Origin of the sequence: Comamonas sp. JNW, assembly GCF_003105075.1 — a bacterium.
GTDB lineage: Bacteria > Pseudomonadota > Gammaproteobacteria > Burkholderiales > Burkholderiaceae_C > Comamonas > Comamonas squillarum.
On record NZ_QETI01000010.1, the window covers coordinates 109,296 to 122,232 of the forward strand.

Consider the following 12,937-nt stretch of genomic DNA (forward strand, 5'->3'; position numbering starts at 1 on the left):
GGGGCGCGTGCAGACGGTATTAATGGCCCGATACCTTCATTCATCAATCGGTTGAGATCATGCTGCAGCTTTATATCGGCAACAAAAATTATTCCTCCTGGTCCATGCGCGCCTGGGTGCTGCTGCGCCAGGCGGGCATTCCTTTTGAAGAGAAGTTTGTCCGCTTCGACGGTTTCGACAGCCAGTCCGAGTTCAAGCGCACGATGACCGCCATCAGCCCCACCGGCACGGTGCCGCTGCTGCGCGATGGCGACATCAGCGTCTGGGACAGCCTGGCGATTGCCGAATATGCGGCGGAGCAATTCCCTGACAAGCAGCTGTGGCCCAAGGACAAGGCAGCCCGCGCCAGCGCCCGCAGCATCTGCGCCGAGATGCATGGCGGCTTCACCGCCCTGCGCAGCGCCTGCCCGATGAACATCGAGGCCGACCTGGCCGAGGTGGGCCGCATCGTCTGGCGCGACAACGCCGCTGTGCGCAAGAATGTCGAGCGCCTGTGCGGCATGTGGAGCCACCTGCTGGCCCAGCATGGCGGGCCCATGCTGTTTGACCAGTTCAGCATTGCCGATGCCTACTACGCGCCGGTGTGCTCGCGCCTCAAGACCTACCAGCTGCCCATCCCTGGCGAGATCGCCGCCTATATCGAGCGCGTGCACCAGTTGCCCGGCGTCAAAGCCTGGATCGATGCGGCGCTGGCCGAGCAGGACTTTGTCGCAGTGGACGAGCCCTACCGCGCAGAGCGTTAAGCGCTAAGCTTCGTCGACCTGTCCGCAGCTTCGGGCACCTTGGTGTGCCAGAGCACGGGCATCTGCCGCCTCGCAATCAGAGCGCTTGCGGCCGGTACACCCGCGCATCCAGCGGCGCATCGATGCTGATCAGGTAGACAAAGCGCTCGTCCTCGGGCAGCAGGCCCTGGATCGCTTCAAACAGCTCGGCATGCGCCAGGTTCTGGCGCAGCAGCGCTTCGACCTGGGGCGCATCCGCCGTCCAGGCACTGCGCCGCAGTGCGCGCTCTGCGACCTCTTCTGCGCAGAGGAGCGCATGCACATAGACCAGCTCATGCGCCATCGCCTGCCACTGCGCAGCAGACACCTGCCCGCTGCGCAGCACATGGTCCTGCAGGGCGTCTTCGGTAGCGGTTTGCTGGCTCTGCCTTTGCGCATCGTAGGCGGCCTGCCATTGCGGCTCGGTCAAGGTCGGCAGGGCACTTCCCAAGGCGGCGGCATCCTGCAAAGCCATGCGCTTCCAGGCCTCCAGGCTGGGCATGGGCTGCGACAGCTGAAAGTCCATCATCTCCGCGTACATGCGCGCATTGAGCTGGCGCAGATTCCTGGGCGTGGCCGCCACCACCGCAGACTGCAAGGGCCGCGCCTCCAGCCACTGGGCCAGGTCCTGCATGGCCGTATCGCGTGGAAATTGGCGGTACTGCACATGGCTGGGGTAGTGCTCGGCATGGAACACCGGGTTGGTGCCCGCGCCCAGCGCTGCACCATTGTCATAAAAACGGACCACATCTGCGGAGAAGTAGCGGTCCGCCAGCTCCAGCACCAGGGCCAGACTGCCGTTTTGCGAATGCGTGCCCGCCCAGATCTTGACACCGGGCATTTCGTCAATCGTGTAGCGCCCGGCCGATGCATAGCCCAGCGCCTTGAACTCCTGCATCACCCGGCGCACCTGCGGGTCGCTGAACTGCAGCTTGTCCAACTGCATCGTGATGCGAGCCGCCACGCCTTGCTGCGCACTACCCAGCGCCTGCACATGCCCAAGCATGCGCGAAAAATACCAGCGAATGCCGAACTTGAGCAGCACAAACAGACCGACAAACGTCAATGCGATGGTCACCAATACCACGCCCATGGTTGTCCACATAAATCCCTCCCTCTTTGTATTATTTCGAATCAGCCCATCGGGCAAACCGAGCAGCATAGCGAGGAAGTGCGGCTGGTGCAAAGCGCTGGGAAGCTGTGGGCGGCCGCTACGCAGCCTTCGCCCGACGTCAGGCCAAGCCTGGAATTGGCTGGCGGGCCCGGTCCAGGCTGGCCTGCAGAGCCTGGCTCAGCTGCTGGGCTACCAGCTTGACCAACGGGCCTGGCGGGCGCGTGGCATCGACGGCCACGCTGATGCTCTGGGGCTCGGCGCCCTGGTCGCGGATGGGGATGAACACCAGCGTACCGGCCGCCAGCTCAGGGGCCACATCGAGCTGCGAGGTAAAGATCAGGCGCTGCCCGCCCAGCGCCAGCTGTTTGACCAGCTGCAGCGAATTGCTCTCGACAAAGCCGCGCGCATCCTTAAACAGCCAGCTGAACTGCGCCTCCAGCAGGCGGCGGATGGTGATGGCGCGGCTTTGCAGTGCGATCGGATAGGCGGTCGCCTCCTGGAAACTGACGCTCTTGCGACCGGCCAGCGCATGGCCCGGCGCCACAACGCAGCCCAGCGGCAGCTGGGCTTGCCACAGCACCAGCAGCTCACGGCGCGGCGCCAGGTTGAAGATGGCGGCCAGGTCGGCCTTGCCGGTCATCAGCGCCGTCTCGGCATCGTCGGGGGTGCTCAGCTCTACCGACAGGCTGACCAAGGGGTGCTGGGCATTGAGTGCCTCGATCAGCGCGGGCAACACGCCGGTGGCATGGCTGTCCATCGCGACCAGCGACACATGGCCCTGGTGGATGCCCTGGATGCGCCGCACCTCGGCCACCATGCGGGTCTCATCCTGGCGCCAACGCCGGGCCATCGTGATCAGCGCATCGCCCGAGGCCGTCAGCCGCATGCCCCTGGGCATGCGCTCGAACAGCGGCACGCCCAGCTCTTCTTCCAGCGCCAGAATCTGGCGGTTGATCGCCGATGCGGCCACATGCAGCTCGCGCGCGGCTTTCTGGATCGAGCCCGAGCGGGCCACCTGGTCGGCATAGCGCAAAGCGGTAGGGACAAGCGAATGGCGCATCGGGTGGGACCTCCGGAATGCGGCGATTGTACTAATTTTTCGTATGCAGCATTGCCAAACCTATGATGGACGGCAATGGTCTGCAGGCCTAGCATGGCCTGCATGACGCCTGCCCAACGCCTCGACCACCTCAACCATTGCAGCCCTGACGACTTCTGCGCGGCCCTGGCCGACATCTGGGAGCATGCGCCCTGGGTGGCGGCGCAGACCGTGGCGCTGCGCCCCTTTGCCAGCGCCGATGCCCTGCACAGCGCCATGCTGGCCGTGGTCGCCGGGCTTGATGAACCGGCGCGCATCCGTTTTTACGCCGGCCACCCGGAGCTGGGTGGCGCGCTGGCCCGGCAGGGGGCGATGAATGCCGCATCCACCGACGAGCAGGCCAGCCTGGGCCTGGGCCAGCTGCAGGCGGCCGAGGCCCAGCGCTGGGATGACCTCAACCGCGCCTACCGCGAACGCTTTGGCTTTCCCTTCATTCTCTGCATCCGCCAGCACAGCCTGGCATCGGCCTTGCTTGTGTTCGAGCAGCGCCTGGGCCACACGCGGCAGAAGGAGCTGCGACTGGCGCTGAACGAGATTGCCGCCATCAGCCGCCTGCGGCTGGCGCGCTACCTGCAGGCCAGCGATCCCGCCCCGGCCCCCAGCCATTGATTTTTCAGGAGTGTTCATCATGCATCGTCGTCACTGCTTTTTCAGCCTGGCCGCCGCGCTGGGTCTCCTGGCCTTCAGTGCCCAGGCGCAGACCGCCAGCTACCCCAACCACCCGGTCAAAGTGATGGTGGCCCTGCCCGCGGGGGGCGGTGTGGACATGATTGCGCGCCTGGTGGGCCAGCAGCTGCAGGCCAGCACCGGCCAGCCGTTCATCGTCGACAACCGCGCCGGCGCCTCCGGCCGCATTGGCCTGCCGGCGGTCGCCAAGGCCAGCCCCGATGGCTACACCTTGATGGCCTCGCCCGCGTCCTTTTTGACCACCAACAAAAGCATCTTCAAGGACCTGCCCTATGACCCGCAGGCCGACTTTGCGCCCATCACCAAGCTCGCCAACCAGGCCATGGTGCTAGTGGTCAAGGACCGCAAGAAATTCCCCAACGCCGCGGCCGTGCTGGCCGCCGCCAAGGCCCAGCCGACCCTCGTGACCTATGCCAGCTCGGGCGAAGGCAGTCCCCAGCACCTGGCAGCGTTGATGTTCGAGACCCGGGGCCATCTGCAGATGACGCATGTGCCCTACAAAGGCGGTGCCCTCGCCATCAACGACATGCTGGGCGGCAATGTGGACCTGCTGTTTGCGCCGCTGCCCGAGGCCCTGCCCCACCTCAAGTCCGGCAAGCTCAGCGCGCTGGCGCTGATGAGCGACAAGCGCTCACCCTTGATTGCCGAGGTGCCGACCATGGCCGAGGCCGGTATCCCCGACATGGTGATGCAGACCTGGATCGGCCTGCTGGCCCCGGCGCGCACACCGCGCCCCATCGTCGATGCGCTCAACCGCCAGGTGCAGGCCATCTTGCTGCGCGACGACATCCGGCAGCAGCTGCAGGACGTGGGCATGGAAGTGGCGCCCACCACGCCGGAGCAGTTCCAGCAAACCATTGCGCAGGAGATCAGCCTGCATGCGCAGCTGGTCAAGGCCGCCGGCCTGGTGCCGCAATAAAGCAAAGACCAGTGGCTGGCCCCTGGTCCTGGTCACTTTGCGGCGTGGCTGCCTGGCTGCCGGTGTTCAGCGGGCTGTGCGCAATCGGCGCTCAGATCCCTTTGGACGAGGGGTTGGCAAAGGCATCGCGCGTTTCGGCGTTCAGCGGGTAGTTGATATTGATGCCCTTGGGCGCAATCGGTGACATGAACCAGCGCTGGTAGAGCTTTTCCATCTCGCCCGATTGCATCAGGCCCGAGACGGTCTCGTCCACCAGCTGCTTGAAGGCCGGGTCGTCATTGCGCAGCATCAGCGCCTGGTTCTCGGTGCGCAGGCTCTCGCCAACGATCTCGTAGTTCTGCGGGTCACGCGCGTTGGCGATCTGGCCGGCCAGCAGGATGTCGTCCAGTACAAAGGCGGCGGCCTTGTCGCCCTGCACCAGCAGGAAGGACTCGGTGTGGTCCTTGCCCGGCACATTGGTGATGTCGAGCTTGCTGGCCCGGTCGGCCTGGCGCAGCAGGCGGAACGAGGTGGTGCCGGTGGTGGTGGCGACCGACTTGCCCTGCAGATCGGCAATGCCCTTGATGCCCGAGCTCTTCTTGACCAGCATGCGCACGTTGTAGCGGAAGATGTCCGGCGAGAAGGCCACCTGCTTTTGGCGCTCCACCAGGTTGGTGGTCGAGCCGCATTCCAGATCGACGGTGCCGTTTTGCACCAGCGGAATGCGGTTGGCCGAGGTGACCGCCTGGTAGTTCACCTTCAGCTCCGGCAACTGCAGCTTGGCTTTGATCGCGTCCAGAATATGCGCGCAGATATCGATGCTGTAGCCGATGGGCTTGAGGTTGGCGTCCAGGTAGGAGAAGCCGAACGAGGCCTCGCGGTAACCCAGCGTGATGGCGCCCGAGCTCTTGATCTTGTCCAGCGTGCTGCTGCTTTGCGCCATCGCGCCCGCAGAGGCACACACCAGGGCAGCCAGAGCCACCGCACGCTTCACATCCATTTTTCCTTGCATATCCATGATCCTCTGGCACCCCGTCGGTACCGGCCAATGCCTTGCGGCGTTTTAGAACTTTTGCTCCTTTTTTATTTTTTTCGGATCATATGATCCATGCCGCACAATGGCTACCCGTGATTTCCCTCAATCTGAAGAAAGACCCGCCGCCATGGGCGTAATCGACCAATTGCGAGACCGCTTTGCCTCCCTGAGCCCGTCGCTGCAGCAAGTGGCGCGCTATGTGCTCGACCACCCCAATGAGGTGGTGACGCAATCGATGCGCAGCGTGGGCCAGCATGCCCAGGTGCCCCCCACCACCTTGGTGCGCTTTGCCCAGACCTGTGGTTTTGAGGGCTGGAACCCGTTCAAGCAGGCGCTGACCGCCGACATGGGCCTGACCGGAGAAGTGGCCAACGCATACGGCGAGCGCGCCCGCAGCCTGCTGGGCCGCGCGCAGGACCAGCAGCTCACCGCCGAGATGTTTGCGATGCAGCGCAGCAACCTGGACCTGACCGAGCAGCACAGCGCAGCGCGCCTGACCGCCGCCGCCCAGCTGCTGGAGACGGCCGACCAGGTGCATGTGATGGGCATGCGCGCCTGCTTTCCGGTGGCCTTCTCGCTGGTCTATGTCTATCGTTTGTTCCGCCGCTCGGTGCACCTGCTCGAAGGCATGGGCGGCGTGCGCGAGATGCAGCTGCGCGCCATCGATGCGGGCGATGCACTGGTCGCCATCAGCTTTGCCCCCTACTCGCAGGAAACCGTGCATGCGGTGGAGCTGGCCCGCGCGCGCGGCTGCAAGGTGCTGGCCTTGACCGACAGCCTGGCCTCGCCCCTGTCGCTGGCGGCCGATGAAACCCTGCTGTTTGCCGTCAACAGCCCGTCCTTCTTCCCCTCGGTCACCGCCGCCCAGGCACTGTCCGAGTCGCTACTGGAAGTGCTGGTCAGCCGCGCTGGCCCGCAGGCGGTGGCCCGCATCGAGTCGGCCGAAGGCGAACTGCACGACAGCGGCATCTATGTGCAGCCGGTACGCAAGTAAACTCGCACGATGAAAACTTACATGGTCGGCGGCGCAGTGCGGGACCGCCTCTTGGGTTTGCCGGTGAATGACCACGACTGGGTGGTGGTGGGTGCCACGCCCGAGGCCATGCTGGCCCAGGGCTTTGTGCCGGTCGGCAAGGATTTCCCGGTGTTTCTGCACCCGCGCACGCATGAGGAATATGCGCTGGCCCGCACCGAGCGCAAGTCCGGCCGGGGCTACCGGGGTTTCAGCATCGCCACCTCGCCCGATGTGACGCTGGAGCAGGACTTGGCCCGGCGTGACCTGACCATCAATGCCATGGCCGCGCCAGTGAACTGGAATGGCAGCGACCCGGTGACCGACCCCTATGGCGGCCAGGCCGATCTGCAGGCCCGGGTGCTGCGCCATGTGACCGACGCCTTCCGCGAAGACCCGGTGCGCATCCTGCGCCTGGCGCGCTTTGCGGCGCGCTTCCAGGATTTTTCCGTCGCGCCGGAAACGGTTGCGCTGATGCGCCAGATGGTCGCCGATGGCGAGGTCGATGCGCTGGTGCCCGAGCGCGTCTGGCAGGAACTGGCACGCGGCCTGATGGAGGCCCGGCCCTCACGCATGTTCGAGGTGCTGCGCGACTGCGGCGCCCTCGCCCGCCTGCTGCCCGAGCTGGACCGCCTCTGGGGCGTGCCCCAGCGCGCCGACTACCACCCCGAGGTGGATACCGGCATCCACGTGATGATGGTGCTGGACCGCGCCGCCGAGCTGGACGCCGCGCTGCCCGTGCGCTGGGCCTGCCTGGCGCATGACCTGGGCAAGGGCACGACCCCGGCCGATGTGCTGCCCCGCCATATCGGCCATGAGGAGCGCAGTGTGGAGCTGGCCCGCAAGCTGCAGCAGCGCCTGCGCGTGCCCAGCGACTGCGCCGAGCTGGCGTTGGTGGTGGCCGCCGAACACGGCAATATCCACCGCAGCCCGGGCATTGCGCCCGCTGCCGTCGTGCGCCTGCTCGAGCGCTGCGACGCCTTTCGCAAACCCGAACGCTTTGGCCAGGCGCTGCTGGCCTGCCAGTGCGATGCGCAGGGGCGGCTGGGCCTGCAAGACAAGCCCTACCCGCAACGCGCGCAGCTGCTGCGCCTACTGGCCGCCGCGCAGGCCGTCAGCACCAAGGAGGTGGCAGAACGCGCCGCCCGCAGCGGCCGCCAAGGTGCCGAGATTGGCGCGATGGTGCATGAGGCGCGCTGCCAGGCGGTGGCACAGATGGTGGCAGCCGACGCCGCCGCAGGCCCTGCTACCGGGCAGCCTTGAGCAGCTGCGGCGCCGGGTCAGGCACCGCCAAGTCAAGCTGGCGGCGCCGCCACCGAATGCAGCAACACCGGCACCGTGCCATCGCCGTTCACACTTTCGAGCTGCACGCCAAAGCCCCAGAGGCGCGCGGCGTGCTTGAGCACCTCCTGCACATCGTCGGACAGCGGGCGGCCCTGGTACTGGGTGTGGCGCAAGGTCAGGCAGCGGTCGCCGCGCAGGTTCACGTTCCAGACCTGGATATTGGGCTCGCGCGCGCCCAGGTCGTACTGCTGTGACAGGGTCTGGCGCAGGTTGCGGTAACCGTCTTCGTTGTGGATGGCGCTGACCAGCAGCTCGCGCTCGCTGGCGTCGTCATGGATGGAGAACAGGCGCATGTCGCGCATCAGCTTGGGGCTCAGGTACTGGCCGATAAAGCTCTCGTCCTTGTAGTTCTGCATCGCATGGTGCAGCGCCGGCAGCCAGGGCGTGCCGGCCAGGTCGGGAAACCAGCGCCGGTCTTCGTGAGTGGGGTGCTCGCAGATGCGCTGGATGTCGCGGTACATCGCAAACCCCAGCGCATAGGGGTTGATGCCGCTGTAGGCGCGGTGGCCAGCGGGCGGCTGGTAGATGACATTGGTATGCGATGACAGCCATTCAATCATTACCCCGTCGGTGAGCCAGCCCTCGTCGTACAAGGTGTTGAGCAGGGTGTAGTGCCAGAAGGTGGCCCAGCCCTCGTTCATCACCTGGGTCTGGCGCTGCGGGTAGAAGTACTGGGCAATCTTGCGCACAATGCGCACCACCTCGCGCTGCCAGGGCTCCAGCAGCGGCGCGTTCTTCTCGATGAAGTACAGCAGGTTCTCTTCGGGCTCCTTGGGAAAGCGCTCATGGTGCTGGGCCGGGCTGTTCTTGTCAGGGCGCGCCGGCAGGGTGCGCCACAGCTCGTTGACCTGCTGCTGGGCATAGGCCTCGCGCTGCTCGCGCTCGGCGCGCTCGCGCGCCAGCGTCTTCTTGGACGGGCGGCGGTAGCGGTCCACCCCCAGGTTGGCCAGCGCGTGGCAGGAATCGAGCCACTGCTCCACGGTATCGATACCGTGCTTCTCTTCGCACTGGGAGATGAAGTCGCGGGCATAGACCAGGTAATCGATGATGCTGCCCGCATCGGTCCACATGCCAAACAGGTAATTGCCTTTGAAAAAGCTGTTGTGCCCGTAGGCCGCATGGGCAATCACCAGCGCCTGCATCGCGGTGGTGTTCTCCTCCATCAGGTAGCTGATGCAGGGGTTGGAGTTGATGACGATCTCGTAGGCCAGGCCCATGTGGCCGCGGCGGTAGCGGCGCTCGGTGGCCAGAAACTCCTTGCCATAGCTCCAGTGCCGGTAGCCCACGGGCATGCCGACGCTGGCATAGGCGTCCATCATCTGCTCGGCCGATATCACCTCGAGCTGGTTGGGGTAGGTGTCCAGTCCGTAGCGCTCGGCCGTCGCGGCAATGGCGGCGTGGTAGCGCTCGATCAGCTCGAAGGTCCAGTCGCTGGGGTCAGGCAAGGGCTGGTTCGGGCGCTGGCCCGCTGGCCGGGGTGTGGCGGGCACGTCGCGCTGGGAACGGTCACCGGAGAAGGGCACTTTCCAATGCGGAGAGCCTTTGCGCCGTGCCAGCACGGGGTATTGCGACGGGTTCATACCGGTACCCCCTCCTTCTTGAACAGATCGCGGAACACCGGGTAGATATCCCCGGGCTCGGCCACCTTGCGCATCGCGAAATGCGAGAACAGCGGCAACAGCTGGCTGTATTCCTGCCAGAGGCTTTGCTCGTCCGGTGCCACCTGCACATAGGCAAAGTAGCGCGCCAGCGGCAGGATCTTGTCAGCGAGCAGGCTGCGGCAGTTGCCGCCGTCGTCGCCAAAGTTGTCGCCATCGCTCGCCTGGGCCACGTAGATGTTCCAATCGGCCACCGGATAGCGTGCGCTGATGACCTGGTCGAGCAGCACCAGCGCGCTGCTGACCACGGTGCCGCCGCTTTCGGTGGAATGGAAGAACTCATCCTCGCCCACCTCGGCCGCCTGGGTGTGGTGGCGGATGAAGACGATCTCGATCTTCTCGTAGTGGCGCGTGAGAAACAGGTACAGCAGGATGAAAAAGCGCTTGGCCAGGTCCTTGCGCGACTGGTCCATCGAGCCCGAGACATCCATCACGCAGAACATCACCGCCTGGCTGCTGGGCTCGGGCACCTTGGTGCGGCTGCGAAAGCGCAGGTCCAGCGGATCGAGAAAGGCCACCTTGCCCATGCGCGCCTGCAGCACGGCGATGCGCTGCTGCAGCTCGGCCACCGCTTCGCTGGTGCCGTCATCCTGCGCCATGAGCTCTGCCAGCGCGTCTTCCAGCGCCTTGAGCTCACGGTGCGGCGCCTTGGTCAGCGCAATGCGCCGGCCCAGCGCACCGCGCATGGTGCGCAGCACGGCCAGATTGTGTGGCGTGCCGTCGTGGCTGTAACCGGCGCGGCGCGTCTTGTACTGCAAGGTGCTGGCGATGTGGGTGCGCAACAGGCGCGGCAGCGCCAGGTCTTCAAAGAACAGCTCCATGAACTCTTCCTTGGTCAACGTGAAGGTGAAGTCATCTTCACCCTCGCCGCTGTCACTGGCCTGCGAGCCCCCGCCCCCGCCCGAACCACCCTGGGGCCGCGCAATGCGGTCGCCCCGCACATGCTCGGTGTTGCCCGGGTGTACGGTGTCGCGCACACCCCCTTGCCCATGGTGGAAGACGGGCTCCTGGATGTCCTTGCGCGGAATGGTGATGTTCTCGGCCTGCTCGATGTGGCGGATATCGCGCTTGGCCACCGCGCGGCGCACCGCCTCGGCAATCTGCGTCTTGTAGCGGCGCACAAAGCGCTCGCGGTTGCCGACCGACTTGTTCTTGCCGGCGAGCCTGCGGTCGATGATTTGCAATGCCATCTATGCCCCCATCCATGACCCGGCGCGTTCGGTGCCGGCGCGCCGTTATCTTTGCTTCAGCTGCTCTTGCGCACACGCAGGTACCACTCGCACAGCAGGCGCACCTGCTTGGGCGTGTAGCCCTTGGCCTCCATGCGGGTGACAAAGTCCTCGTGCTTGCGTGCATCCTCGGCACTGGCCTTGGCGTTGAAGCTGATGACGGGCAGCAGCTCTTCGGTGTTGGAGAACATCTTCTTCTCGATCACCAGGCGCAGCTTCTCATAGCTGGTCCAGCTGGGGTTCTTGCCCTGGTTGTTGGCACGCGCACGCAGCACGAAGTTGACGATCTCGTTACGGAAGTCTTTCGCATTGGCAATACCGGCGGGCTTTTCTACCTTCTCCAGCTCGGCATTGAGCGCATTGCGGTCGAACACCTCGCCGGTGTCGGTGTCGCGGTACTCGCTGTCCTGGATCCAGTAGTCGGCGTAGGTCACGTAGCGGTCAAAGATGTTCTGGCCGTACTCGCTGTAGCTCTCCAGATACGCGGTCTGGATTTCCTTGCCGATGAACTCGGCGTAGTGCGGCGACAGGTATTCCTTGATGTAGCCGGTGTACTTGGTCTCCAGCTCGGCGGGGAACTGCTCGCGCTCGATCTGCTGCTCCAGCACATACATCAGGTGCACCGGGTTGGCCGCCACCTCGGTGCTGTCGTAGTTGAACACCTTGGACAGGATCTTGAAGGCAAAGCGGGTGGAGATGCCCGACATGCCCTCGTCCACGCCGGCATAATCGCGGTACTCCTGGTAGCTTTTGGCGCGCGGGTCGGTGTCTTTCAAGCTCTCGCCGTCGTAGACCTGCATCTTGCTGAAGATGCTGGAGTTCTCGGGCTCCTTGAGCCGTGTGAGCACGGCAAACTGCGCCATCATCTTGAGCGTGCCGGGCGCGCAGACGGCGCTGGCGAGCGACGATTCCCGGATCAGCTTTTCGTAGATGCGTACCTCCTCCGAGACCCGCAGGCAGTACGGCACCTTGACGATGTAGACCCGGTCCAAAAATGCCTCGTTGTTGCGGTTGTTGCGGAAGGCCTTCCACTCGCTCTCGTTACTGTGGGCCAGCACGATGCCATCAAAGGGGATGGCGCCAAAGCCTTCTGTGCCCTTGTAATTGCCCTCCTGCGTTGCGGTCAGCAACGGGTGCAGCACCTTGATGGGCGCCTTGAACATTTCGACAAACTCCAGCAGGCCCTGGTTGGCCAGGCACAGGCCGCCCGAGTAGCTGTAGGCGTCGGTATCGTCCTGGGCGTAGTTCTCCAGCTTGCGGATGTCGACCTTGCCCACCAGGCTGGAAATGTCTTGGTTGTTCTCATCGCCCGGCTCGGTCTTGGCCACGCCCACCTGGCGCGAGATGCTGGGGTAGCGCTTGACAACGCGGAACTGGCGGATATCGCCCCCGTATTCATCGAGGCGCTTGACAGCCCAGGGCGAGAGCACATGGTTGAGGCAGCGGCGCGGAATACCGAACTGCTCCTCGAGCACCGGGCCGTCTTCGATGGGGTCGAACAGCGCCAGCGGTGACTCGTTCACCGGCGAGCCCTTGAGCGCGTAGAACGGCACCTTCTGCATCAGGTACTTCAGGCGCTCGGCGATGGAGCTCTTGCCGCCCCCGACGGGGCCAAGCAGGTAGAGGATCTGCTTGCGCTCTTCCAGGCCCTGGGCGGCATGGCGGAAGAAGCTCACCACCTGCTCGATGGAGTCTTCCATGCCATAGAACTCGGCAAACGCCGGGTAGCGGCGGATCATCTTGTTGGCAAACAGACGCGAGAGGTGCGGATCGTTGCGCGTGTCGATCATCTCGGGCTCGCCAATCGCGGCCAGCATGCGGTGTGCCGCTCCCTCGTAGACCATCGGGTCGCGCTGGCACAAAGCAAGAAACTCGTCGAGCGACATTTCCTCTTCGCGCAGGCGCACGTAGCGGGCGGCAGAGTTGCTGATCACATCCATACGACCTCCGTGGCGGCACCCAAGGGGCAGACCGTGCCGCAAACTTGTTAGGACCCCTCTGCAAAACTCCCTGCCATGGCGCAAATGCGGCCATACCATCTGGCGAGGGTTTTGCAGAGCCTCCCTAGGCAACCGTTATCGTGACTTGGTTTTAGCACC

11 protein-coding genes are annotated in these 12,937 nt (G+C 64.9%); 5 read left to right on the plus strand and 6 right to left on the minus strand.

Going from position 1 to position 12,937, the window contains the following annotated elements:
- The first annotated feature begins 59 nt into the window (after positions 1 to 59).
- Positions 60 to 743, plus strand: coding sequence for a glutathione S-transferase family protein (locus DCO45_RS15350; RefSeq protein WP_116926639.1), 684 nt, complete (start codon positions 60 to 62; stop codon positions 741 to 743).
- Between the two features lie 76 nt (positions 744 to 819).
- Here the strand turns inward: DCO45_RS15350 and DCO45_RS15355 are convergent, their stop codons facing one another.
- Positions 820 to 1,866: a hypothetical protein gene (locus DCO45_RS15355; protein WP_133248168.1), complete on the minus strand. Its 1,047-nt coding sequence runs from the start codon at positions 1,864 to 1,866 to the stop codon at positions 820 to 822.
- 127 nt (positions 1,867 to 1,993) lie between these two features.
- Positions 1,994 to 2,935: a LysR family transcriptional regulator gene (locus DCO45_RS15360; protein WP_116926641.1), complete on the minus strand. Its 942-nt coding sequence runs from the start codon at positions 2,933 to 2,935 to the stop codon at positions 1,994 to 1,996.
- 102 nt (positions 2,936 to 3,037) lie between these two features.
- On the opposite strand from DCO45_RS15360, the gene uraD reads away from it, so the two are divergent.
- Positions 3,038 to 3,583 carry a 2-oxo-4-hydroxy-4-carboxy-5-ureidoimidazoline decarboxylase gene (gene uraD / locus DCO45_RS15365; RefSeq protein ID WP_165841209.1) on the plus strand — a complete coding sequence of 182 codons (546 nt, stop codon included), beginning with the start codon at positions 3,038 to 3,040 and terminating at the stop codon, positions 3,581 to 3,583.
- A gap of 19 nt (positions 3,584 to 3,602) precedes the next feature.
- The gene (locus DCO45_RS15370; protein WP_116926718.1) at positions 3,603 to 4,580 is read left to right on the plus strand and encodes a tripartite tricarboxylate transporter substrate binding protein; all 978 of its coding nucleotides are present in this window, start codon (positions 3,603 to 3,605) and stop codon (positions 4,578 to 4,580) included.
- Positions 4,581 to 4,671: 91 nt separating this feature from the next.
- On the opposite strand, the gene DCO45_RS15375 is transcribed toward DCO45_RS15370, so the two are convergent.
- The gene (locus DCO45_RS15375) at positions 4,672 to 5,571 is read right to left on the minus strand and encodes an amino acid ABC transporter substrate-binding protein (protein ID WP_243419372.1); all 900 of its coding nucleotides are present in this window, start codon (positions 5,569 to 5,571) and stop codon (positions 4,672 to 4,674) included.
- 151 nt (positions 5,572 to 5,722) lie between these two features.
- Here DCO45_RS15375 and DCO45_RS15380 point away from each other — a divergent pair, with 151 nt between their 5' ends.
- The gene (locus DCO45_RS15380) at positions 5,723 to 6,589 is read left to right on the plus strand and encodes a MurR/RpiR family transcriptional regulator (RefSeq protein ID WP_116926644.1); all 867 of its coding nucleotides are present in this window, start codon (positions 5,723 to 5,725) and stop codon (positions 6,587 to 6,589) included.
- A gap of 9 nt (positions 6,590 to 6,598) precedes the next feature.
- Positions 6,599 to 7,870: a multifunctional CCA addition/repair protein gene (locus tag DCO45_RS15385; protein WP_116926645.1), complete on the plus strand. Its 1,272-nt coding sequence runs from the start codon at positions 6,599 to 6,601 to the stop codon at positions 7,868 to 7,870.
- Between the two features lie 32 nt (positions 7,871 to 7,902).
- Here DCO45_RS15385 and DCO45_RS15390 read toward each other — a convergent pair whose 3' ends face one another.
- The 3 genes from DCO45_RS15390 to DCO45_RS15400 are packed head-to-tail and all read right to left on the minus strand — an operon-like array spanning position 7,903 to position 12,778.
- Positions 7,903 to 9,531, minus strand: a complete 1,629-nt coding sequence (locus DCO45_RS15390) for a SpoVR family protein (RefSeq protein ID WP_116926646.1) — start codon at positions 9,529 to 9,531, stop codon at positions 7,903 to 7,905.
- A complete protein-coding gene (locus DCO45_RS15395) occupies positions 9,528 to 10,799 on the minus strand; it encodes a YeaH/YhbH family protein (RefSeq protein WP_116926647.1) in 1,272 nt (423 codons plus the stop codon). The genes DCO45_RS15390 and DCO45_RS15395 overlap by 4 nt, the downstream gene beginning before the upstream one ends.
- A 56-nt stretch (positions 10,800 to 10,855) precedes the next feature.
- Positions 10,856 to 12,778, minus strand: coding sequence for a PrkA family serine protein kinase (locus DCO45_RS15400; RefSeq protein WP_116926648.1), 1,923 nt, complete (start codon positions 12,776 to 12,778; stop codon positions 10,856 to 10,858).
- Between the last annotated feature and the right edge of the window lie 159 nt (positions 12,779 to 12,937).